Annotated in this window: 20 protein-coding genes; 5 read left to right on the top strand and 15 right to left on the bottom strand. The window is 52.9% G+C overall.

What is annotated here, in order from left to right; all coding sequences use genetic code 11:
• Window positions 1-70 precede the first annotated feature (70 nt).
• The gene (locus tag PH7735_RS16085; RefSeq protein ID WP_145865352.1) at window positions 71-343 is read right to left on the bottom strand and encodes a hypothetical protein; all 273 of its coding nucleotides are present in this window, start codon (window positions 341-343) and stop codon (window positions 71-73) included.
• Window positions 344-602: 259 nt separating this feature from the next.
• Here PH7735_RS16085 and PH7735_RS16080 point away from each other — a divergent pair, with 259 nt between their 5' ends.
• Window positions 603-1,205, top strand: coding sequence for a hypothetical protein (locus tag PH7735_RS16080; protein WP_058312441.1), 603 nt, complete (start codon window positions 603-605; stop codon window positions 1,203-1,205).
• A gap of 157 nt (window positions 1,206-1,362) precedes the next feature.
• On the opposite strand, the gene PH7735_RS16075 is transcribed toward PH7735_RS16080, so the two are convergent.
• From PH7735_RS16075 to PH7735_RS16010, 14 genes are all read right to left on the bottom strand, one after another.
• A complete protein-coding gene (locus PH7735_RS16075; RefSeq protein ID WP_158503255.1) occupies window positions 1,363-3,393 on the bottom strand; it encodes a glycosyltransferase family 2 protein in 2,031 nt (676 codons plus the stop codon).
• 84 nt (window positions 3,394-3,477) lie between these two features.
• A complete protein-coding gene (locus PH7735_RS16070) occupies window positions 3,478-4,095 on the bottom strand; it encodes a hypothetical protein (protein WP_058312439.1) in 618 nt (205 codons plus the stop codon).
• A gap of 15 nt (window positions 4,096-4,110) precedes the next feature.
• The gene (locus tag PH7735_RS16065; protein WP_058312438.1) at window positions 4,111-4,812 is read right to left on the bottom strand and encodes a sulfotransferase family protein; all 702 of its coding nucleotides are present in this window, start codon (window positions 4,810-4,812) and stop codon (window positions 4,111-4,113) included.
• A 38-nt stretch (window positions 4,813-4,850) separates the two neighbouring features.
• A complete protein-coding gene (locus tag PH7735_RS16060) occupies window positions 4,851-5,471 on the bottom strand; it encodes a hypothetical protein (RefSeq protein WP_058312437.1) in 621 nt (206 codons plus the stop codon).
• 122 nt (window positions 5,472-5,593) lie between these two features.
• Complete coding sequence (locus tag PH7735_RS16055) at window positions 5,594-6,181, bottom strand: hypothetical protein (RefSeq protein ID WP_145865351.1); 588 nt, start codon at window positions 6,179-6,181, stop codon at window positions 5,594-5,596.
• A gap of 661 nt (window positions 6,182-6,842) precedes the next feature.
• Window positions 6,843-8,018, bottom strand: coding sequence for a nucleotide sugar dehydrogenase (locus tag PH7735_RS16050; RefSeq protein WP_058312435.1), 1,176 nt, complete (start codon window positions 8,016-8,018; stop codon window positions 6,843-6,845).
• Window positions 8,019-8,035: 17 nt separating this feature from the next.
• On the bottom strand, window positions 8,036-8,944 hold the full coding sequence (rfbA, locus tag PH7735_RS16045; RefSeq protein WP_058312434.1) for a glucose-1-phosphate thymidylyltransferase RfbA: 909 nt from the start codon (window positions 8,942-8,944) through the stop codon (window positions 8,036-8,038).
• Window positions 8,941-9,804, bottom strand: coding sequence for a dTDP-4-dehydrorhamnose reductase (gene rfbD, locus PH7735_RS16040; RefSeq protein ID WP_058312433.1), 864 nt, complete (start codon window positions 9,802-9,804; stop codon window positions 8,941-8,943). The genes rfbA and rfbD overlap by 4 nt, the downstream gene beginning before the upstream one ends.
• Complete coding sequence (gene rfbB, locus PH7735_RS16035) at window positions 9,801-10,850, bottom strand: dTDP-glucose 4,6-dehydratase (RefSeq protein ID WP_058312432.1); 1,050 nt, start codon at window positions 10,848-10,850, stop codon at window positions 9,801-9,803. The genes rfbD and rfbB overlap by 4 nt, the downstream gene beginning before the upstream one ends.
• 3 nt (window positions 10,851-10,853) lie before the next feature.
• Window positions 10,854-11,417 (bottom strand): dTDP-4-dehydrorhamnose 3,5-epimerase, encoded by a 564-nt coding sequence (gene rfbC, locus PH7735_RS16030; RefSeq protein ID WP_058312591.1) that lies wholly within the window; start codon window positions 11,415-11,417, stop codon window positions 10,854-10,856.
• Window positions 11,418-11,585: 168 nt separating this feature from the next.
• Window positions 11,586-12,611, bottom strand: coding sequence for a GlxA family transcriptional regulator (locus tag PH7735_RS16025; RefSeq protein WP_058312431.1), 1,026 nt, complete (start codon window positions 12,609-12,611; stop codon window positions 11,586-11,588).
• Window positions 12,612-12,762: 151 nt separating this feature from the next.
• Entirely contained in the window at window positions 12,763-14,088 is a 1,326-nt protein-coding gene (locus tag PH7735_RS16020) for an aspartate aminotransferase family protein (protein ID WP_058312430.1), read from the bottom strand.
• Window positions 14,085-14,843: a beta-keto acid cleavage family enzyme gene (locus tag PH7735_RS16015; protein WP_058312429.1), complete on the bottom strand. Its 759-nt coding sequence runs from the start codon at window positions 14,841-14,843 to the stop codon at window positions 14,085-14,087. Before PH7735_RS16015 ends, PH7735_RS16020 begins: the two co-directional genes overlap by 4 nt.
• Window positions 14,844-14,846: 3 nt before the next feature.
• A complete protein-coding gene (locus tag PH7735_RS16010; RefSeq protein WP_058312428.1) occupies window positions 14,847-17,240 on the bottom strand; it encodes a GcvT family protein in 2,394 nt (797 codons plus the stop codon).
• A gap of 145 nt (window positions 17,241-17,385) precedes the next feature.
• Here PH7735_RS16010 and PH7735_RS16005 point away from each other — a divergent pair, with 145 nt between their 5' ends.
• From PH7735_RS16005 to PH7735_RS15990, 4 genes are all read left to right on the top strand, one after another.
• Entirely contained in the window at window positions 17,386-18,273 is an 888-nt protein-coding gene (locus PH7735_RS16005; protein ID WP_058312427.1) for a MurR/RpiR family transcriptional regulator, read from the top strand.
• Between the two features lie 104 nt (window positions 18,274-18,377).
• Window positions 18,378-19,349 carry a TAXI family TRAP transporter solute-binding subunit gene (locus PH7735_RS16000; protein WP_058312590.1) on the top strand — a complete coding sequence of 324 codons (972 nt, stop codon included), beginning with the start codon at window positions 18,378-18,380 and terminating at the stop codon, window positions 19,347-19,349.
• Between the two features lie 96 nt (window positions 19,350-19,445).
• Window positions 19,446-22,049, top strand: a complete 2,604-nt coding sequence (locus PH7735_RS15995; protein ID WP_058312426.1) for a TRAP transporter permease — start codon at window positions 19,446-19,448, stop codon at window positions 22,047-22,049.
• Window positions 22,046-22,474: a universal stress protein gene (locus PH7735_RS15990; RefSeq protein WP_058312425.1), complete on the top strand. Its 429-nt coding sequence runs from the start codon at window positions 22,046-22,048 to the stop codon at window positions 22,472-22,474. The genes PH7735_RS15995 and PH7735_RS15990 overlap by 4 nt, the downstream gene beginning before the upstream one ends.
• Window positions 22,475-22,599: the final 125 nt, after the last annotated feature.

Raw genomic sequence — 22,599 nt, 5'->3', positions numbered from 1 at the left:
GATATTCTAAATCAAACACACAGTGTGTTCGACCGCCTCTTTGTGCGCATCGTAAAGGTTATCGAGCAACTTAGTGCCTGCGTATGGTGTCTAACAAAGCCCGCACAGGCTCAGTCATTCTCCAAGACCGGCTGTGGACCAACTCTTCAATCGACTTCTCAACGGAATTTAGCTTGTTTTTGGTCTTGTCCAGTTCCGCCGTTATACGCTCGTTTTTACTGCGCTCTTCTTCAAGCAATTTGGTCAGTAAATAGGTCTCACCAAAGCGCGTATTAAGCTTTTTCTCAGGAGCGTTAATCGAGTCGGTGGAGTCGGGCGTCGTATCAATAGGCGTTTGGGTCATTCTAAATAGAAACCTGTGGTCAGCGGCAAACATAATTCTGAGTGGTACTCAAAACTTGTACGTTTTTCATGGGGACTTTCAAGATATGTTGGTCAGTTTCAAAGCGTACTTGGCTTTAGAGGTAACACACGCATAGCTTGGATTATACAGGGTACGGCCAACCAAGAGCGGAATTCGACCAGTTTCAGCGCTGTTATTTGCCTCAAAAAATGGTATCAAATCGGCAGCTTCGATCACATACAAAGAACCTTATAACACCATGGCACAAATTTCCTCAGACACACCTCAAGCGACCCAGCCCACGCAGTCCGACGAAACTTCGGTATCGCAACCCAGAAGCCCTGCCGAGTTGCAGGTTATGGTGCGTCGCGAGATCGTTTCGCTGAATGCCGCCGTCCAAGAACGTCTGAACGAGATTGAGCGGCTTGCACGTTTGTTGGGGCAGGGTGGGGAAACAGCCTCAAAATCCGACGCCCAAATCGCGGAAGAGGTCGAGGCCAAATTGGCGGCGCAAAAGCGTCGTCATGCCATGCAACTCAGCCTTTTGCACAAAATCTATGCGGGACAGCCGAACAAGGCCGAAGCCATGGGTGTTGCCGCCGCAGATCAACTGGAAACCGTGCGGAACTCGGACGGGTTCGACGCCAAATGGTATCTCGAGACATACGCAGATGTCGCGGCAACAGACATGACGCCGGCCGAACATTATGTCTCTGTTGGGGCTTTTGAGGGCCGCGATCCGGGACCTGATTTCGATACGCTGGGTTATTATGCGGCGAATCCGGATGTTGCAGAGGCCGGATGGCCGGCTTTGCTGCACTATGTGCTTTTTGGAAAAGCCGAAGGTCGCGCCTTTACCTAAGGCGCGAAGCCTCGGTACGGCCCGCTTATGTCAGACGACAAAAGGCCGTACGTCTGCCCATAACCTTGGGCATCGAACGCTGGCAGGGCTGCACCGAAAATCGGTTGTTTTGCAAAGAGAAGCATTAGGCCGCAAAATCTGCGGCAATCCCCTTCTATTAGTCTTTGAAAACCCTTGGGTCGAGCTGTGTCAAAAACTCGTCGGCGTAGGCCTTGCTGGGCAGGGACAACAGCTTCTTCAATTGCTCTTCACCACCACCCTCAAAAATCTTGGCGATATTTGCCGTAGTTCGTGCATGGTATTGCGAACCCGTCGCAGATGCCACTTGATCGGCCATCCGCTTTCTCGCTGCATTTGAAAACAGCTTCAGCAGTTTGTAGTGGCGGATGGGCAGCACCATATCAGTGTCCCAAATTTCGGACCCCGGGTTTGGCGTGTCATCGGTGTAATGCAGGGTATGGAACCCTTGGTTGATATGACGGTGTGCACGGAACTGCGTAAGCGGGATTTTCCGCAAGGAATCCATTGTGCCAAAGCCGTGATATCGGGTGTCCAAAAGCCAGGATAGCCGCGTGAACGGACCAAAGCCCCACTTGATAGGACCTGACTTGAGATACTCGGTTCCTACGGGTTCTTCGCAGAAGATGTGATGGTCCAGAACTTTCTGGAAATCAGTTTCGGCTTTATCAAGCTCTTCGGTGGAAACGTCCGGACGGGGCACCAGATCGATCAACAGCGCCGGCATTGTATCTGTTCCGGTATCCAGCAGTTCTTGGGCCAGATCGCTAAAGGTGTCAAAACGCTTGGGCAGGTCCATGAACTCGTCAGCGTCCACGGCAAGGGTCCATTGACCCTCGTTCAGGTAGCCTTTCATCAAGGCTTCCATCCACATGCCTTTTGAAGTCAGGAAGTTACCGACCTTGGGCGTAAACACATGCACGTCCGGATGAGGCAGCGTTTCCCCAATGGGGATGTCGGACCCGTCATCGACAATGAAGAAATGCGCAATCCCCAAAGATTTATAGTGCTCGTAGAATTGCGGAAGGAACATGTCGTCATTTTTCATACAGGTGAAAATGCACACATCCGTGTCAGAAATATTGAGATCTTCCGGCTTGGCATAGCCGGTGCTTTTGAAGATCGTTCCCAGAATTTTCTCTTTTGGAACCGTGTCGATGATGATGTGACGCGCCTTAACGACCTCATTCAGATACTCGTTGCGCATTTGTGAGTTGCGCGCGTTTTTCAAAAAGCACGACGCTTGATTGAAGCCCGTCATCGCATTCAATGACAGATCTTCTTGCACATAGGTGTCGCCCTTTGGATTAAGGGGATCTACGTGCCGTGCCATTTCCAGTTCAACGACCGGATTGTTCAGTTTGGCTTTCTCAAAGAAGGCAAGAGAACGTTGCGAGTTAAAGCCGTGGTTGTCGGTCTTGATCCGCAACAGTGATGCGTTGGGATAATTGCAAAGAACCGAAAGCAACAAATCCATTTCATCGTACTGGCGCGGCATGAACAATTCATCATATCCGATCTTTTGATAGATCGACATAGGCATGCTGACCCGGCCGCTGCTGCCATCTCCCCAGTTGCCCGAGAAATGGTGAAACACGAAATCTTCGCCAAAGGATTCGACGACTTCAAGCAACTGATCGGTTTCTTCCCGAGTCACAAAGTTGTCGCCATCCAGCGAGGAGAAACAAGTTCCGACGGCATAGTGCTTGTGGCGGTTTTTGGCTTTCCCAAAATGCCAACCATCCATGGAAGATTCGATTACCATGCGCAGGTAGCCGCTTTCCAAATCACTGGCGAAGTTCTCACGCACCCAATTGTGTGTTTCTGTATCCTCATCAAGGAATACCAACACAAATTCGAGCTTGTCTTCGTGGACCCGGTTTTCATCCAGATTTGCACGAAGCGTTCCCCGCACGTCGTCTGGGCGATTCATAAGCGGAGTGCAGTAGGAAATGATTGGCTGTCGGCTGAGAGCGGTCATCAGCTCTTTGTCACGATTGAGCTGTGTCAGTTCGGGGTTCACGCCCCGCCCCAGAAAATGCCCAAAGGCTTTGTAGTGTTCTTCTGGCGAGAGGCCGACAATTTCCGCATCCAAGTAGGTTTCATTGTACCATTCAGGGTCAAACCCCCGCGAGTTTTCGATGATATCGAATGCCTTCAAACTCTTCATGGTACTCATATGCCTTTGTAGATTCGTCGGAGTAGAGTTTCTAAACGATGCTTAATCAAAGCGCCGCCCGAAAGAAAAATTAAACTAGTTAACCTTCAAAAATTTATTCAGTGGTTCAGAAGCGGCTTGTTTGTCGTCACCACTTGTAATTTCCCAGAAAAAGACGCGCTCGGGGCCGGCGCGGCGCAGCGAGCCGAACAGGGCCTCTACTGCAAGCTTGTTTTCCTTGGTGTCCGCTACAACAAGCTTGGCTGTTGGAAAGGCCAGAAGCCATCCATCCAGAAATGTTTGCATGTCTTTTTCGCGGATGGTCGAATTTCGGCACAGCATAACCGAATGCTGATTAGATCCCGCTTGGGGGAAAACAATGTTGGCAAGCGAAGTGCAGATAGACTGGATCATGCTTTCTTGCTGAATGCGTTCTGCGCCGAACCATGCATGGTCAGGTAAAGTGGGCTCACCAATCTGGACCAAAGACGTGATTTGGGGCTGTTCGGTCATGTCTGCAATTGAAGACGCCAACTGCTCCAAAAAGTTTGAGCCGGGTTCGTTTACAGAGAATCCGCCATTTTCCGAACCCGCATCCTCAACTGCATCAACAGAGAAATCTGCAGGTACGACCATAATGACCTTATTGGCCGATGCAGATTGCGTGGCTCCGAGCCAGTCACCTACTGTTTGTTCTTGTTTGAAAGAGAGCATTATAACTGACCCCTGCTATGCCCGATTGAACTTGTCGCTTAGCAAGTTTTCCATTTTCGAAAGATTGAAAGGTTCGTCCAGAAAGTCGAAAAGCGGTTCAAGATTTTCTACATCCTTCACATAGCTGCCATATCGCAAGCTAAAGAAGGTTTCCGGATCTTTAGCGACATAGTCAAAAGCTGCGTTTTCAAACTCTTTCAGCTGTCTGTTAACCAGACCGTCGTTCTTCTTGGCCCAAGGGCCCCGATTAATGACATCAGAACGTCGGCGAATGTTGAATACGAATTTCGCGTTGGGAAAAAACAATCTGGCGAAAGAAATTTGACGGTTCAAATCATCTTCGTCGCCAACATAACAAATCTCGCGAAACCCTAGGACACGGTCATTTTCTTGGGGGGACAGGATGTTTTTCACAAACCCGTCAGCCAACGACAACCCAAGCGGTGCCAGCGTCATGGCAGCGTTTTGGCTGTTGGTTGATCCCTGACTGTGGAGTTCGTTTGCCGCGTCTTCCCAAATCTTTGCAATATGTTGAAGTGCGCCGCCGTTTTGGCCGTGAATGCGGTATCCACTTATTGAATTTAAAATCTCTTGAAGAAGCAAATCTCCGGAACGTGCATAAGTGATGACAAATACAAAGCCCTTACTTGGGCTGGAGAGAGATTTGAAATAGGGCGCCGGTGTATTGGTCGTTTCGGATTGTAGTGGGCTATTCATTTCAGCGGTGTCTTTCAGTCTGCATGCTCACCAGGAGATCACGCCTTGTGATGTTCCGGTTCCGTAGGGCGCATATTTGCCTGTTCAGACGCTCTTAGCGCAACAGCAAGGCGATCTCGATCAGTTAGCAAATTGGTCAGAAGGCGCATGTGCTGTGAATTGAAATGCGACACGCCATTTTGGACCTCTGTCGGAGCTTTTACGTCGCTTTGATGCTCGGCGAGGTTCGCGTTTTGCTCTTTGAGTTCAGCAATCGTAGCCTTGGCCTCGGACAGTTCTTTTTCTACAGCAGAGAGTGACTCCATGAGGACTTTCGTCACTGGTGCTTCTTTTGGGAGTTCCAACTGGTCCATTTTTTCAGTTAAGCGCGCGATTTCATTAAGCAAAGCGTGATTGACGCGCTCTTTATAACTGACGGCATCGCTCAGCCGTTTGGCTGTGGCGGATTGAGTTGCAAGCTTTGACTTGATGGCTTCAACTTCTGCGCTTGCCCCAGCGTTCTTGGCGGCATCGGCGATGCTTTGATTGGCTTTTTCAAGGGCTGCTTGAAGTGAAAGGACCTCTGCGTCGTTTTTGGAAATAATATCGTTTTGCAAAAGAATTTGTTCTTGCAGCAACGCCAGTTCCAAGAACCTTTGCTTGGCTTCGCGTTTTCCCATGGTCCTCTCCGTGTTCTTACTTTGACACGTTAATCATGCCGGTTTGTTTTATGCAAATAGCGCTCAAACTAACTACTGCAGAAGTGTGTAAATGAAACAACGCTGATCGTCATGTTTCAATTTCAATGTTGCAGGATTGGCATATCTTTCAAGCCCGGAATTTGATACCGGACACCGTCCAAATGGGCGACTTCAGAGTAATTGTTAACCAGATCGGCATTGCTGATCTGTTTGATCGGCGCGTATTTCGAAGAGATTGCTTGCGAAACCGAACCGTTAACGCCGATGGGGTCTTCCTCCTTGAGGCGACGCGCACATGTTCCGTCTGACAGGGTGATGTCTTCGAAGCAGAACTCGTGATAGTCGGCGTCCTTAAAATACTCGCGACACCATTGGATCTCGTTCTCGCGCTCGCGAATGTATTTTTCGGCTTCTTTGGTCGACACATCCAGGCTGCGCTCTGGAATCTCGATCCGCGCTTCATTTTTGTGGCGCTGCCAGCGGCCAAGATCCATCGCAATTTTGCGAGACAAGTAGGCGCTAAACAAATTGCTGCGGTACAGGTGATAAATCTCGGCGGTTTCTGCTAGTTCGGCCCACAATTCAGACTCGCGCGGTTGATGGTAATAATAAACCAAGGCGATCAAATTTGGTGACTTCTCTGTATCCTTCAGCCGCTTCCAAAGCTCTACGGGTTGTTCTGCGGCCATTCTCTTAATGTCTGCAGGCTCTACCTTGAGAAGATCAGACAACACTTTGATGTTGTCGCCCTGGCGTCGAAAAATCTCGCCCAGAACCAGATCATTGGGGTGAAGCTGCGAATAAATGTCTAAAAAATACTTGGCTCCAAACCGAGCCGACGAAAACAAAATACGAGGTTTTTCCATGATAGTGCCTCAAATCAGAATGTGGCGGAAATTTGTCCAATATCTACTACGCTGTTAACGAAACGGAGGATTTTCCTCAAGTGAACATTCGGTATCAAAATACATTCAATAAGAAAGAATTAAGCATTCTGTGTTGGTGCTGCCGCATTTGCAAAAGATGCGCTTTCTAGGCCATTTGGCGCCAAAAAAGGGGAAAAACCGCTGGTTTTCGTCAGAATTGGGCGATCTTACTGCTCCTTTTAAGGGGCGTTTGGGGTAATTCCCGAAGTTGTGGTTCTTGGATAAAAGGTATAAAAATCAGAGTATTATGATTTTTGAGATAACTTCTGCGTGTTTGGTGAAAAATTTAGTTATTTAGGTGATTGCCAGCAGGCTAAGCGTGCTGCCCATCGAATGGGCGTGAAAAGCACGTGTAAGCACCGAGCCAATTTCGCGAAGTTGATTCGAAATGGCTCGGGCTCTTTTTGACGACTGAAACGCCCGGTTAGCTTGTTCCGAACAGATCCCGTGTGAAGACCTTGTCAGACACATCCTTGATGATGTCATCAATTCTGTTGGCGATAATCAGGTCAACATCGGACTTGAACGCTTCGATATCGCGCTCAACACGCGAGTTATAAAAATCTTCGGCGTCCAGCTGGGGTTCATAGACAACAACCTCGATGCCTTTAGCCTTGATCCGCTTCATAATGCCCTGAATGGAACTGTCTCGAAAGTTGTCAGATCCGGTTTTCATGGTCAGGCGGTAAATGCCAACTTTGGTTGGCTGACGGGCAATAATCGTGTCTGCGATAAAATCTTTGCGGGTGATGTTTGCCGCAACAATCGCGCTAACCATGTTTTGAGGAACCTGGTCATAGTTTGCCAACAACTGTTTGGTGTCTTTGGGCAGGCAATAACCACCGTATCCAAACGACGGGTTGTTGTAGTGGCTGCCGATACGTGGATCGAGGGACACGCCTTCGATGACTTGCCGTGGATCAAGATCGTGGGCCAGCGCATAGCTGTCCAACTCATTGAAGTACGCCACACGCATGGCCAGATACGTGTTGGCAAAGAGCTTGATGGCTTCTGCTTCGGAAGAGTTCGTCAGAAGAACCGAAACGTTGTCGGACTTTGCGCCTTGCTTGAGCAGCTCTGTAAAAATCCGAGCGCGCTCGGATTGCTCGCCCGCGATAATGCGAGAGGGGTAAAGGTTGTCATAGAGCGCCTTACCTTCGCGCAGGAACTCTGGGCTAAAGATGACATTTTTGGTGCCAAGCTTTTCAGGCAGAGATGCGGTGTATCCCACAGGAATGGTCGACTTGATGACGATTGTCGCGTCCGGGTTCATCTCGGTGACTTGGCGGATGACGGCCTCAACGCTGGACGTATCGAAGAAATTCGTCTGAGCATCGTAGTTCGTTGGAGTCGACACAATAATGTAGTCGGCATTCGCAAACGCGGTTTCCGGATCATTCGTTGGAATGAGGTTCAGGTCCACTTCGCTCAGGTATTCCTGAACTTCTTTGTCTTCAATCGGGGACCGACGTTCCTTCAGGGCTGCAATGCGCCCTTCGTCAATGTCATAGGCAAAAACTTTGTTATTCTGAGCGAGCAGGATTGCGTTGGAAAGGCCGACATAGCCCATACCCGCAACTGCAATAGTGTATTCACGCATCGGAATCCTTTCAAAAACTACTTTGTTTTCGTAGTCATCTTTGGGGTTTTAGATTTTGGCAGCAAATCCTTCAGGTACTTGCCATAGTCATTCTTGGCAAACCTGTTTGCATGCTGTTCAAGTTCTTCATCTGTAATCCAGCCTTGCTGGTATGCAATTTCTTCAGGCGATCCGGTTTGCAGGCCTTGGCGTTTTTCCAGAGTGCGCACGAAGTTGCCTGCATCAAGCAGGCTTCCGTGTGTTCCGGTATCCAGCCAGGCGTAACCGCGCCCCATACGTTCGACGGAAAGCTGCCCCTCGTGCAGGTACATTTCAAGCAAAGTCGTGATTTCCAACTCGCCACGTTCCGAGGGTTGCACTTTTTTTGCGCGCTCTGGCGCGGTTCCATCCAGAAAGTAAAGTCCGGTCACGGCAAAGTTTGACGGGGGGACTTCGGGCTTTTCGATGATCGAGATCGCCTGTCCGTTGCTGTCAAAATCAACAACGCCATAGCGTTCTGGATCGGCGACCCTGTAGCCGAATACCGTGCCGCCTTCGGCCTTCTTGTCGGCGCTGCCCAGCAATTGCGGCAGACCGTGCCCAAAGAAGATGTTGTCGCCCAATACCAACGCAGAGGGCGCGCCATCCAGAAAGTCTTCGGCCAGAATATAGGCCTGAGCAAGGCCATCAGGGTTCGGCTGCACAATATACGTCAGCGACATGCCCCACTGGCTTCCGTCGCCAAGTGTCCGCTTGAACTGTTCCTGATCCTGCGGCGTGGTGATGATGGCCACTTCGCGAATACCCGCCAGCATCAGCACACTGATCGGGTAATAGATCATGGGTTTGTCATAGATCGGCAGCAATTGCTTGGAAACACCGATGGTAATTGGATACAGGCGCGTGCCTGATCCGCCTGCGAGGATAATACCTTTGCGTTGGGTCATGGCTTTTTTGCTCCAAGATCTTCAAGTATTTCCGCCAGCCCTTCACGCCAGTCGGACCGCTTGATGCCAAAAGTGCTTTCCGTCGTGGTGTTGTCCATGCGGGAGTTCAGCGGGCGTTTGGCAGGTGTCGGATAATCGCTGCTGGGGATGTCTGCGACGTCGCAATCCGTGCCGCTTTGGACAAAGATCTCGCGTGCAAAATCGGCCCAGCTGACATCGGGACCGCCCGAGAAGTGATATGTGCCGGTCTTTGCCGGGTCGTCGATCAGTTGTTGCGCGACAGATAGGCAGGCATCTGCGATGGCCGCTGCACAGGTGGGCCCGCCGATCTGGTCGGCCACAATGGTCAGCTTGTCCCGGTCAGCCCCAAGGCGCAGCATTGTCTTGACGAAGTTGTTGCCGTGCGACGAGACCACCCATGAGGTGCGCAAAATCGCATGCGTCCCGCCCGCAGCGCGCACGCCTTCTTCGCCGACCAGTTTGGTCCGCCCATAGGCCCCGAGTGGGGCTGTGGCGTAGTCGGTCGGGAAGGCGTCTTCGCCTTCTCCGTCAAAGACGTAATCCGTCGAGATGTGCACGAAGGGCAGGCCACGTTCTGCCGCCGCCCGCGCCAGCGCGCCAGGCGTGGTGCCGTTGATGGCCAGAGCAAGGTCTTCCTGTTCTTCGGCTTTGTCGACCGCGGTATAGGCCACGGCATTGATGACGGCATCTGCGTCTGTTGCCGCGACAAATGCGGCACAGGCTTCGGGGTCTTCAAAGTTCGCCTCGTCCAACCCGCGAATTTCCAATTCGACATCACCGGCGCGCCGCTGAAGTTCCTGACCGACCTGGCCGATTTCCCCGAATACCAGAACCTTCATGCCTTCACTCCCAACCGTGTCCCGACACCATGACGTTCCTGAAGCGGACGCCACCAGTCTTCGTTTTCCAGATACCATTGAACAGTTTGCTTCAGCCCCTCTTCAACCGTAACCGACGGGCGCCAGCCCAGTTCGGTCCGGATGCGGGTCGGATCAATGGCATATCGTGCGTCGTGGCCCGGGCGATCCGTCACAAAGGTGATCTGATCGGCGTATACGCCCTCGGCCTTTGGGCGCAGGCCGTCCAGAATGCCACAAAGCGTCTGGACCAGTTCAAGATTGGTGCGTTCGTTTTCGCCGCCAATGTTGTACGAGCGACCCAGTTCACCCTTTTCCATCACAAGCAAAAGAGCATCAGCGTGATCTTCAACATAGAGCCAGTCGCGGATGTTGGACCCGTCGCCATAAATCGGCAGCTCTTTTCCAGCGAGCGCATTCAGGATGATCACCGGGATCAGTTTCTCCGGAAAGTGATAGGGACCATAGTTGTTTGAGCAATTGGTCAGAACAACAGGCAACCCGTAAGTCTCGTTCCAGGCGCGCACCAGATGATCCGAACTCGCCTTCGAGGCCGAATACGGAGAGCGGGGATCATAGGGTGTCTCTTCGGTGAACATCACCTCGGGATCGTTGGGAAGCGATCCGTAAACCTCGTCGGTCGAGATATGATGAAAGCGGAAGCTCTCGGGTTTGCCGTTCTGCACCCAATAGCTGCGCGCGGCTTCCAGCATATTGTATGTGCCGGTGATATTGGTTTCGATAAAGTCGCCCGGACCATCAATCGAGCGGTCCACATGGCTTTCCGCAGCAAGGTGCATCACCACATCTGGCTTGTGCGTTTCAAACACACGATCCAGCGCGGCGCGATCGCGAATGTCGGCCTTTTCAAAGGCGTAGTTCGGGCTGTCGGACACATCCGCCACATTTTCGAGACACGCCGCATAGGTCAGTGCGTCAAGGTTGACCACCTCATGCCCGCGCGACATCGCCAGACGGACGACAGCGGACCCGATGAAGCCGGCACCGCCGGTCACAAGCAGTTTCATGTTTTATCCTTCGTAGACAAACGGGCTGTCAAAATCTTTCAGGAACGGAGCGGCTGTGTCTTTGTCAGACAAGACCGCTGCAACGTCGCCCATATTCCAGTCAATCGCGATATCAGGGTCATCAAACCGGACCGCCCCGTCGCATTCAGGAGAGTAATAATCCGAACATTTGTAAATGATCTCGGTGTCTGGTTCGCGCGTGACAAATCCGTGCAGGAAACCGGCCGGAATCAAAAGCTGTTTGCCGTTTTCAAAGCTCAACTCTTCGCCGATCCAGCGGCCGAACGTCGGGCTGCCTTTGCGAATATCGACAGCCACGTCGAACAGGCTGCCCTTGCCGCAACGCACCAATTTGGCCTGTGCATGTGGCGGCGATTGAAAGTGCAAACCACGAACCGTGCCGACTTCGCGGGACAAAGAATGGTTGTCTTGAACAAAATCAATGTCGACGCCGTTTTCGACCATGCGCTGGCGGTTCCAGCTTTCGCTAAAAAAGCCGCGGTGGTCTCCAAAACGAGCCGGGGTAATCAGCAGAACGCCCGGCAGAGCAGTACTTTCGACAGTCACGATGAATCTCACATTTAAAAATAGTGTTTCTGCGTCTGCATAGCAATCGAGGGCAGGCAAGTCACCCTGCAAATTGGAAGCAGGTCATAACCCGCTCGGGTGTGTGGCACATACGCTTTCCAACATTTAGGATCGTGTCGAAAAAGCCATTATCGACTGTGCCCGATGCTATTCTTTGGGCTTTTTGCGCAGATGGTTCGGCGTGACGCCGTGCGCCTGTCGAAACGCCTTGGACATTGACGTCGTGCTTGAAAAACCGCAGGCGATCGCAATTTCAAGCAGCGAAATGCGTGTCTCAACGACCAGAGATCGCGCCCGTTTCAGTCGGATCTTTTTGTATGTCTTTGCGGGCGAACTGTTGAGCCGGATTTTAAACAACCGCTCAAGCTGTCGCGTGGAAATCCCGACCTGATCTGCAAGCTCTCCGATGGGGAGGGGTTCTTCAATGGTATCTTCCATCAATTGGATGGCACGCTTTAGCGGCCCTTCGAGAAAGGTGTTGCCTTGTGCATGGCCTTTGGGCTGCTCACGGTGAAACCCTCTGACACTGTCCAGCATCAGCAGGCTGGCCATGTCTGCCTTTTCGTGGGGCGTCATAAAGTCGGCAACCAGATTGAACATAAGGTCAAGCGTATGACCCCTGCCGGCACAGGTGAGAATGTTGTTTCCATACTCCGCGAGCTTGGTAGACAAACCGGAAAAATCGTCGATTTCATTCAGGATCGGTATGTCACGCCAATGCGTTGTTGCAGGCAGGGCAGCCTGACGGGTTGTTTTGACAAATTCGGTGGCTGCATCTGAGAGCATGACAACGGGGCGTTTGTGCCGTTGCATTGCCCGGACCCGTCTCATCCAGGCGTTGCTGTTGCACTCGTCGCCACCCACGATGATCATGCAGTCTTTTAGGAAATCCCCTTCGATAATCGGCTCTGCCCGCACAAGAAAATTACCATTCGCGACAAGGCCGGGAGTGTCCGAGCAAATCGTCCAGTTGAACCGCACCTTCGTCTGCACGTCATTTGCAGTATCAAGGACAGCCGCAATCGCCGACAGTTCAAGCTTTGAAAATTTGGGTTGAACAAAAATTTCGAAATTCAGCACATCCGGACCACCATCGCGCGCTGCCTTGGCAGCGGGCAAAATGCCCTGTTTGTCGGATTTGGCGTCCACGTCGGACGAGTCTGAATGCGTCATTGTTCGAATTTCACAGGTCCTTGGGCCCATCAAAGCGCAAGGAGCAGGCGCCTTCGGTGGCTCTTAATAAGCGGCAGAGGAGCATGGCTGCGTCTCAATAAAACAAGGTAAGGCCAACTGCGAGACCTCCACCTGCCGCAATCAAAGTTCCTCAGGGCGCTGGCAAAACTTTTACCATCGCAGATGCCAGTTTTACCACCAATTCGTCAATCTGTGTCTCTTCGATGATGAATGGTGGCGCCAGCAGGACGTGATCACCATGTCTGCCATCACGTGTTCCGGCCATGGGGTAACAAATCAGCCCTTCTTCAAAAGCGGCTTTCTTAAGCTTGCCCGCAATGCCAAGCGCGGGATCAAACGGCTTTTTGCTATCGCGATCTTCGACTATTTCGATGCCTCGGAACAATCCCCGCCCGCGAATGTCGCCGACGTGCGCATGTTGACCAAATGCTGCCTCCAACGCTGATTGCAGCTTTTCCCCCATGGTCTGGGCGCGCGCCGGAAGGTCTCGGCCTATCAACTCCTGTACAACAGCAAGAGCGGCGGCCGTCGCCACCGGATGACCAAGATAGGTGTGTCCGTGTTGGAAAAAACCCGATCCTGTTTCAATGGCACTGTAGATCTTGTCGGTGCAAAGCATTGCGCCAATCGGCTGATACCCCGCACCAAGACCTTTGGCGATGCACAAGATGTCAGGCGCAATTCCGTCATGATCACAGGCAAACAGATGCCCCGTGCGGCCCATGCCGCACATCACCTCGTCAAGGATAAGCAACACGCCGTATTGGTCGCAAATTTCGCGGATACGTTTGTAATACCCTTCAACGGCCGTCACAGCCCCAAGTGTCGCGCCAACCACAGGTTCGGACATAAATGCCATGACTGCTTCGGGCCCAACGCGCAGAATTTCAGTTTCCAGTTCGTTCGCAACGCGTTGCCCATAGTCAAAACTGCTCTCGTCGTCCGCGCGACCAGTGTATTCATAACAGGGCGCAATGTGGCTCATCTCGACCAGAAGCGGTGCAAATTGCGCACGTCGCCATTCGTTGCCGCCAGCAGACAGGGCACCAAGAGTGTTGCCGTGATAGCTTTGTTTGCGGGCAATCACGTGGCGCCGTTCGGGTTGGCCGATCTCGAGATAATACTGGCGGGCCAGTTTGATTGCGCTTTCCGTTGCCTCCGAGCCACCAGAAACAAAATACACCCGATCCAGATCACCCGGCGCGTGTTGGATCAGCAGATCCGCCAGTTGTTCAGCCGGTTCTGACGTCATGAATCCGCTGTGGGCAAAAGCGATCTTTGCGACTTGTTCCTGTACGGCGGCTATGACGGCCTGATCGGAATGCCCCAAACATGAAACAGCCGCATCGCCACAATCCAGATAACGCTTGCCGTCCGAGTCAATCAAATAGCATCCGTCCCCACCAGTGGCTGTGGGCAGGGTCGCTTTGGTATGGCGTGGAAATACGTGGCTCATGACGTGCCTCTTTGCAGCTGTTGGACAAGGGCCGATACCGATGCGGCGTTGTCTTTCCATGGTGTGCCCGATGCATTTGTCAGGCTGTTTTCAAATCCGACCCGTATGTCTCCGCCAAGTGTTGCGGCGCGAGTCAGGCAGGCGTGTTCATCTGGTCCGAAGGCGCAAATCATCCAAGGGGATGTCGGGAGACCACCGGCCAAAAACGGGTCAAGGTCGGCAGGTGTGGATCGTTGCCCCGTTGCATAGCGCCCCAATACAAACAGGCGGTCGCTCTGGGCCTGCCGCACTGTCCCGTTTGCCTGCCAGTGATCCAGCAGGGCGGCGTCTTTTGCATCATAGAGAATATGCTGCACTCGCGTACCTTGCTCCGCACACAGACCAAAAACATGGTCCGCCAGTTCCGGCGAGCGGTCGATCTCGCGCACCGAAATGGACGCCCAGGCCGGCTTGACGTGTTTGAGGCAGTCAAGTTGGGAAGCAACATCAAAAACACCTGCCGCTTCTGTGGTGATTTGAAGATCCAGCTCGGGCACAGCGTCTTCGAGGGCTGCCAGAGTTTCCAAATAACGCCCCCCGTCCAGCGAATGCTGTCCGTCTGCGTCGCGGACATGCAAATGAAGGCCATTTGCACCAGCCAACTGGCACGCCGTTGCAGTCTCGACAATTTCCTTTGTGGTTACGGGCAGGGCGATATGATCGTCGTGCCCACGCCGCGCGCCATTCGGTGCGACAAGGATATATGGTTGCGTCATTTGCTAGGCCTTCATTCGCAACCCGTCGGGATCAAACAGAGGCCCGAGGGTTATTGTTGCATCAAAAAGTTTACGCGCAATATCGACCTGAACACGAGCGCCATCTTCCAAGGTATCTTGAATGTGGCCCAAGGCAATCGGCTTGCCCACACGATATCCAAAGGCGCAGGAACTGGTCTGGCCAACGATTTTGCCATTCCGATAAATCGGTTCGTGTCCTAACGGCACGGCGCTTTCATCATCCAGTTTAAGCGAAACGATATGAGACACGCCACCATCTGCCCTGCGTTTGGCAAGGGCCTCTGCCCCGATAAATCCGCCCTTTTTTCGTGTCGCGAAATCAAGACCGGTTTCTACGGGCGAGACGTCGCTGTCCAGCTCATGACCCATCGCGCAGAACCCTTTTTCGATCCGCATAGAACTTTGGGCGAACAGGCCCGCCGGCTTTGCACCAGCCGCGATCAGCGCCGCATAGACGGCTGATGCATTTTCGGCCTTCATCGTGATCTCCCAGCCAGCTTCTCCGACATAGGAGAGCCGCGCTGCACGCACATGTTTTCCTGCAATATGCGCCGGTCCAACCTTGAAATACCCAAGCGTGTTCAGCTCTGGCGCACCGCACTCGGTCACAATCCTTGCCGCCTCGGGGCCCATAAGTCCAAGAACGGCATAGTCTTCTGTGCTGTCTGTGAGGGTGACGTCGAAACCTTCGGAATGGCTTTGGAACCAGCTCAGATCGCGTTTGATGGCATTTGTTCCCACAAACAGACGATAGTGATCTGTGGCAATGCGTTGTGCGGTGATGTCGGACTCGAAAGTGCCGCGTTCATTCAGAACGGACGTATAGATCACTGATCCGGGGGCGCGGCCCATAAAGCCCGCACAGGTTTTGAGCAAAAACGCCTCGGCGTCTGGGCCTTGTACTTCGATCTTGCCAAATGAAGAGGCATCAAAGATCGCGGCGCTTGCATGCGCTGCGGTGACTTCGTCGCGGACCTGCTCAAACCAGTCGGGCTGGGCAAATGTCATCGCGGGTTCGGCTGTTTTTCCAAAGTACAATGGGCGTTCCCAACCATAGAACTGCCCCATATGCGCGCCTGCGGCCTTATACTCGGCCTCTAATGGAAGGGCACGCAGGTTGCGGGCAGTGGACAACTGTTTCCCCGGAAAGGCGATGTCATAGTGGGTGCCAAGGATTTCCGGTGCACGTGCCATCAAGTGGTCGATGTTGTTGAAAACGGGTGCAAAACGTTTGGCATCAGCCTCGGTAAGATCATAGGCCGTGCGTCCCTCGACGATACAATGCGCCAGATTCATGCCTGCGCCACCGCCAGACGCGATCCCGACCGAATTCATACCACACCCAAGGAACAAGCCTTTGGTTTCGGCGGTTTCCCCCAGCATGAAAGTACCATCCGGTGTAAAGCTCTCCGGGCCGTTCAGAAGCATTTTCACCTCTGCGGTTTCAAGCGCGGGCAAGCGATGCAATGCATTCATCATCATCGGCTCGAAATGATCCCAATCTTCGCCCAGAAGGCCAAACTCAAAACTTTCGTCAAGAACTCCGGGCGCGATTGGCTTGCCCATTGGTTCGAAACAGCCGACCAGAAGACCGCCAGAATCGTCGCGAATATAAAGATGGTTGTCATGATCAGAGAGCGTCGGGGTGTTTCCAACGATGCCATCAATCGGTTTGGTGAGCAGATAAAAGTGTTCACACGCAAGCGCAGGCACCTCTGCGCCCGCCATGGCCCCCAATTCGCGGGACCAAAGACCTGTGCACAACGCAATCGAGTCGCACATCACGGTGCCCTGCGTGGTTTCCACCCCTTTTACCCGACCGTTTTCAGTCAGGATGCCAGTCACGCCTGTGTCTTCGAAAATCTTGGCGCCCAAACGTTTGGCGGCCTTTACGAGTGCTGCACAAACATCGGAAGGGGACACGCGTCCGTCATCCGGAGACCAGACAGCCCCCAGAACATCATCAGCGTTCATGAGCGGCCAGCGTTCTTTGGCTTCTTCTGCGGATACGGACGAAGCGTCAATTCCATAGGCATGCGCCAATGCTTCTTGGCGCTTTACGTGAATCAAACGGTCTGGATTTGTCGCAATCGACAAAGACCCTTTTTGAATCCAGCCAACATTTTGGCCGGTTTCTTCTTCAAGCTGCGAATAGAGGTCGACCGAATACTGGATCATCCGCGTGAGGTTTTGCGAATGACGCAGCGCACGGACCTGAGCGGCCGAGTGCCAGGTTGTACCACTTGTAAGCTTGTTGCGTTCCAGAAGGATCGCGTCCGTCACGCCCATCTTGGCAAGGTGATAAAGAGTTGAGCAGCCCATGATGCCGCCGCCGATGACGACGACCGAAGCATGAGAGGGAAGAGGGGTAGCCATTATGTTGTTCCTGAATTCCAAAACCAGAGGTAATGCCTCGGGCAAAACTTGCCAAAACCCTTGTAAAAATTACGCATCTAGTCAATGTTTTGAAAAAATAACAAATGTTTTCAATACTTGCCGCCAGAACGAGGAGCGATTCGCGATGGATCCCACTCTGAAAAACAAAACGATTACAAAGCTTAAAGAGGATCTTGCAGGGTTTTCGCCACGTCTTCGTATTGTGGCGAAATACATCGTGGACCACTCGTCTGACTTTGGGTTGGACTCAATTCGCGAAACGGCACGCAAGGCGGGGGTGAGCACGTATACGTTGGTGCGGATGGCGGAAAAGCTCGGTTTCGAAGGCTATGATGAGTTGCGCGAACCCTTCCGTCATGCACTTGTTTCTGCGGCCGCCGTGGTCGATCAACCGGACTGGGTCGGAAATCTTCGAGAGAGCGGCGAATTCGGACAAGTGCAGGCAGACGCTGGGATGAATACCGTAGCAATCGTACAGCGTTCGCTTGAACGCCAAACACCAGAGCAAATGGAACGAGTGGCCGGCATGTTGCTTGAGGCGAACAATGTTTATCTCTCGGCCGTGAGGGCCAGTTATGCGTTGGCCTATTACCTGCACTATGTTGGACGTATGGCCTTGCCTTCATTGCAACTTATCCCGCGCCACATGAACAGCGCTATTGATGAGCTAAACTATGCAGGAGAGGGAGATGTGATGATCGCGATCACCTTCAGCCCCTATTCCCGAGAGACGATTGAAGCCTGCAAGTTTGCCCGAGATAAAGGCGTAAAGCTGATCATGATCTCTGACAGCGACATAATATCAAAGGATTTCCGGGCTGAAGAAACGCTCATTGCGTCAACCGTATCAACGCACCATTTCGGCTGCTACACTGGTGCAATGGCAGTGATCGAGAACCTGTTGGCGCTGCTGGTGAAGCAGGGTGGTGACGCAGCAATGCGACGAATCAAATCCTACGAAGACCTACGTAAAGACAACAACGCATACTGGATCGCCCAAAAAAAACATTAGTTTTAGGGTGACAATAAAAAAATCTTAGGCAATCTGCTGAGATCACTTTGCGCGACTTGGCGCACAACTATAAACCAAGAAACACAAAACTGGGAGTGTTTAACATGTTGAATAAACAAAAGGTTCTGGGCCTCGTCGCTGCAGCGACCATGGGCTTCGCTGGCGCTGCGTCAGCCGCAGATCAGACGTTTGTGACCATCGGTACCGGCGGCGTGACCGGCGTTTACTATCCAACCGGCGGTGCGATTTGCCGTCTGGTCAACAAGAACCGCAAAGAGCACGGCATTCGCTGTTCGGTCGAGTCGACAGGCGGATCAGTTTACAACACCCGCACCATTCGTCAGGGCGAGCTGGACTTCGGCATCGTTCAATCCGACGTTCAGGCTGCTGCAGTCGCGGGCACTGGTAAATTCGCGGATGATGGCGCGTTCCCTGAGCTACGTGCTTTGTTCTCGGTCCACCCAGAGCCAATGCACCTGATGGCACGTTCCGATGCTGGCATCGCGACGACAGCTGATCTCAAAGGCAAGCGCGTCAACATTGCGAACCCTGGTTCGGGTACGCGCGTTCTGGCGGAAACACTGATGAAGTACGAAGGTCTGACCACCGACGACTTCTCTCTGGCGGCCGAGCTGAAATCGTCCGAGCAGTCTGCTGCTCTTTGCGACGGCAAGATTGAAGCAACCATTTGGGCTGCGGGTCTGCCAAACGGCTCCAGCCAAGAAGCAACATCGTCTTGCGACGTAACGATTATTCCTCTGACTGGCGCTGGCATCGACAAGCTTCTGGCTGAAAACTCGGCCTATGCTGCAGCAACCATTCCGGGCGGCATGTACCCCAACAATGCGGACGACATTCCATCATGGGGTCCAAAAGCAACCTTCGTAACTTCTGCAAATACATCTGACGAAGTGGCCTATGCTGTTGTTTCGGCTGTGTTCGACAACTTTGATGCGTTCAAGAAGCTGCACCCGGCCTTTGGTCGCCTGCAAGAAAGCGAAATGATCGTCGACGGTCTGACTGCTGATCTGCACCCTGGTGCGCTGAAGTACTACAAGGAACGCGGCTGGAAATAATCGCGTGACCACGTAACAAAACTGACTTCCGGCGTCCAAAAGCGATGCCGGAAGTTTTTTTCATTAGTACCACCGGGACGGGAAACGAGGGCGACAATGTCAGAAGAACAAAAAACTGCGCCACAAGATAATAATCTGGACGATTTTATCGCCGACAGCGACACAGGCGGGCGTTTGCCCCGTGGCGCATTTGGCAAAGCAGCTTTGTGGTATATTCCACTTATCTGGTCGATTTATCAGCTTTGGATCGCATCGCCGCTGCCCTTTATGCTGGGCGTTGGGGTTTGGAACGATACGCAAACACGCGCGATTCACCTTGGATTTGCGGTTCTGTTGGCGTTTATCGCCTTTCCCGGTCTGAAATCGAGCCCGCGCCACCACATTCCCATTGGAACATGGGTCATGGCGATTGTTGGCGCCTTGGCCTCGTCCTATCTGTTTTATGCCTATGAAGGCGTTGCCGCACGTTCGGGCGCGCCAAACACAACCGATGTTGTTGTAGCCGTGATCGGTATTGTCTTGCTGCTGGAAGCCGCCCGTCGTTCTCTCGGGTTCCCGCTTATGGGTGTGGCGCTGTTCTTCCTGGCCTATGTTTTCTTCGGTTCATGGTCCGGTTTGCCGGAAGTGGTGCAATGGAAAGGCGCGTCGCTCAACAAGGCGATGAGCCATATGTGGCTGACCACAGAAGGCGTATTTGGCGTCGCTCTGGGTGTGTCGTCCGGCTTTGTGTTCCTGTTTGTGCTGTTTGGTGCGCTGCTTAATCAGGCGGGCGCGGGGAACTACTTTTTGCAACTTGCCTTTGCCGCCCTTGGCCATCTTCGCGGTGGCCCTGCAAAAGCCGCTGTGATTGCATCGGCGGCGACGGGCCTGATCTCGGGGTCGTCCATCGCCAACGTCGTGACCACTGGCACATTTACAATTCCGTTGATGAAAAAGGTGGGTTTTCCCGCGACCAAGGCGGGCGCCATCGAGGTGTCATCCTCTATCAACGGGGTGTTGACCCCGCCCGTGATGGGCGCCGTTGCGTTCCTTATGACGGAATATGTGGGCATCTCTTATGTCGAGGTTGTCAAAACCGCGATTGTGCCAGCGGCAATTTCTTATGTTGCTCTGGTTTATATTGTGCACCTTGAAGCGCTCAAGATGGGTATGACCGGCACAAGCCGTATGCACCCTGTCAAATTCATGCTGGGTGCGATCTTTATCATCGCGACATCTATCGTTGTGGCCGGTGGCGCGCTTTATGTGACCGGTCTGGTCGTGGATATGTTCCAAAGCGTTCTTGGCGCTGGTGCGGTCTGGGCGATGGTAGCTCTTATGGCGGTGCTTTACGTTGTCGCCGTTCGCTTTGCTGCTCAAAGGCCTGATCTCGAAATGAGCATCGAAAGCATGGAGCACCTTCCCCCCACACGGGAAATCTTCAAAACCGGTATCCACTATATCCTGCCGATCCTTTTGTTGATGTACCTGCTGATGATCGAGCGCAAATCACCCGGTTTGTCGGCCTTTTGGTCGACCATCGCGATGCTGGTAATCCTTGCCACCCAGAACCCCCTGAAGGCGTTCTTCCGCGGTGAAAGCGATACGATGGCCCAGCTGAAGCATGGTTTCTCGGAAATTGCCGAGGGGTTGATCATCGGTGCGCGCAACATGATTGGTCTGGCCGCAGCGATGGGTGTTGCCGGTATCATCGTGGGTGCCGTTACATTGACCGGTATTGGTCAGGTCATGGCCGAATTTGTCGAGTTCCTTTCAGGTGGAAACCTGCTTGCGATGCTGTTCTTCGTGGCCGTGATTTCGATCATTCTGGGCATGGGGCTACCAACAACCGCGAACTATATCGTTGTGTCATCCCTGATGGCGGGTGTGGTCGTGGAACTTGGCGCGCAATCCGGCCTTATCGTGCCCTTGGTTGCGGTACACATGTTCGTCTTCTACTTCGGGATTATGGCGGACGTGACGCCCCCGGTGGGGCTTGCCAGTTTTGCCGCTGCCGCGATCTCAAAAGGCGACCCGCTGCGCACCGGCTTTCAGGCGTTCTTCTACTCGATCCGGACCGCGCTGTTGCCGTTCCTGTTCATCTTCAACACCGATCTGTTGTTGATTGACGTCGGACCGTATCAAGCCGTGTTCGTCTTTATCATCGCCCTAATCGCGATGCTGCTCTTTGCAGCGGGTACGATGAACTACTTCATGGTGCGTTCAAAGCTGTGGGAGAGCGCTGCGCTGCTGGTCGTTGCTTTCACGCTGTTCCAGCCGGGTTACTTCCTGAACAAGCTTCAGGCAGAGTTTGAAAGCCGCCCTGGTACCGAAATCTTTGCCTTGGCCGAAGCCGCAGAGTCAGACGCGTCGATACGTGTGCGCCTGATGGGCGAAAGCATCGAGGGTGACATGGTTGATGCCCGCTACTTGTTGCCTCTTGGAGAAGCAGGCGCCAGCGGAGCAGACCGTCTCTATTCCGGGGCTGGGATCGAGTTGCGCGAAGAAGACGGAAAGCTGTTCATCGACAATCTGAACTTTGGTGGACCGGCAGAACAGTTGGGCATCGATTTTGATTGGGAAGTCGTCGAAATGGATGTCGCAGTGGACCGGATGCCCAAAGAGGTGTTCTACTTGCCGGCCTTCCTGCTTCTGGCGGTGGTGTACCTCTTGCAGATGCGCCGCAAACGTAAAGAAGAATCCGAAGGAGTACCGGCATGAAACATATTCTTTGTGCAATTGACCTGACTCACCTCGAATCAGAGGGCAAGCTGCTTCAAACGGCTGCTGATCTGGCCAAATTCTACGGGGCTTCTTTGTCTGTTGTGACCGTTGTGCCGGACTATGGCATGTCCATTGTCGGCTCGTATTTCAAAGAAGGGACGATGAAATCAGCGGTCGAAACAGCCAACACGCAACTGCATGATTTTGTGAAGAAAACCCTGCCGGAACAGGATCATGTGCAACACATCGTCGAGGTGGGCACCGCATATGAAATGATTCTTGATGCGATCAAGCGATCCAATGCGGACCTTGTCGTTATGGGGGCGCACAAACCCAACCTGATGGACAAGCTTCAGGGGCCGAATTCGGCGCGCGTTTCACGATATGCGCCGTGCTCTGTATTGGTCGTGCGGCCGGTTTAGGACTGAACACTATCGGTGCGGGCGCCTTAGGGGCCCGCGCCGGTAACGACGAGGGAATGCCCGTCTGGCAGAAGCAAGAACCTGATCCTCAATTCCCCCATTGTCGGGGCGGACAATTTCAGTGT

The organism is Shimia thalassica (assembly GCF_001458215.1).
GTDB classification, from domain to species: domain Bacteria; phylum Pseudomonadota; class Alphaproteobacteria; order Rhodobacterales; family Rhodobacteraceae; genus Shimia; species Shimia thalassica.
Note: the sequence above shows the minus strand (reverse complement) of the source record. Positions and strands in the feature narration are given on the sequence as shown.

Bases quoted from the DNA above. Each gene is read 5' to 3' on its own strand.
- rfbD (WP_058312433.1), bottom strand. From the start codon at position 9,804: ATGAAGGTTCTGGTATTCGGGGAAATCGGCCAGGTCGGTCAGGAACTT.
- PH7735_RS16065 (WP_058312438.1), bottom strand. From the start codon at position 4,812: ATGAATAGCCCACTACAATCCGAAACGACCAATACACCGGCGCCCTAT.
- PH7735_RS16075 (WP_158503255.1), bottom strand. From the start codon at position 3,393: ATGAAGAGTTTGAAGGCATTCGATATCATCGAAAACTCGCGGGGGTTT.
- PH7735_RS16055 (WP_145865351.1), bottom strand. From the start codon at position 6,181: ATGGCCGCAGAACAACCCGTAGAGCTTTGGAAGCGGCTGAAGGATACA.
- PH7735_RS16070 (WP_058312439.1), bottom strand. From the start codon at position 4,095: ATGCTCTCTTTCAAACAAGAACAAACAGTAGGTGACTGGCTCGGAGCC.
- PH7735_RS16010 (WP_058312428.1), bottom strand. From the start codon at position 17,240: ATGGCTACCCCTCTTCCCTCTCATGCTTCGGTCGTCGTCATCGGCGGC.
- PH7735_RS16025 (WP_058312431.1), bottom strand. From the start codon at position 12,611: ATGACGCATTCAGACTCGTCCGACGTGGACGCCAAATCCGACAAACAG.
- PH7735_RS16020 (WP_058312430.1), bottom strand. From the start codon at position 14,088: ATGAGCCACGTATTTCCACGCCATACCAAAGCGACCCTGCCCACAGCC.
- rfbB (WP_058312432.1), bottom strand. From the start codon at position 10,850: ATGAAACTGCTTGTGACCGGCGGTGCCGGCTTCATCGGGTCCGCTGTC.
- PH7735_RS16000 (WP_058312590.1), top strand. From the start codon at position 18,378: ATGTTGAATAAACAAAAGGTTCTGGGCCTCGTCGCTGCAGCGACCATG.
- PH7735_RS15990 (WP_058312425.1), top strand. From the start codon at position 22,046: ATGAAACATATTCTTTGTGCAATTGACCTGACTCACCTCGAATCAGAG.
- PH7735_RS16015 (WP_058312429.1), bottom strand. From the start codon at position 14,843: ATGACGCAACCATATATCCTTGTCGCACCGAATGGCGCGCGGCGTGGG.
- rfbA (WP_058312434.1), bottom strand. From the start codon at position 8,944: ATGACCCAACGCAAAGGTATTATCCTCGCAGGCGGATCAGGCACGCGC.
- PH7735_RS15995 (WP_058312426.1), top strand. From the start codon at position 19,446: ATGTCAGAAGAACAAAAAACTGCGCCACAAGATAATAATCTGGACGAT.
- PH7735_RS16050 (WP_058312435.1), bottom strand. From the start codon at position 8,018: ATGCGTGAATACACTATTGCAGTTGCGGGTATGGGCTATGTCGGCCTT.
- PH7735_RS16080 (WP_058312441.1), top strand. From the start codon at position 603: ATGGCACAAATTTCCTCAGACACACCTCAAGCGACCCAGCCCACGCAG.
- PH7735_RS16060 (WP_058312437.1), bottom strand. From the start codon at position 5,471: ATGGGAAAACGCGAAGCCAAGCAAAGGTTCTTGGAACTGGCGTTGCTG.
- PH7735_RS16085 (WP_145865352.1), bottom strand. From the start codon at position 343: ATGACCCAAACGCCTATTGATACGACGCCCGACTCCACCGACTCGATT.
- PH7735_RS16005 (WP_058312427.1), top strand. From the start codon at position 17,386: ATGGATCCCACTCTGAAAAACAAAACGATTACAAAGCTTAAAGAGGAT.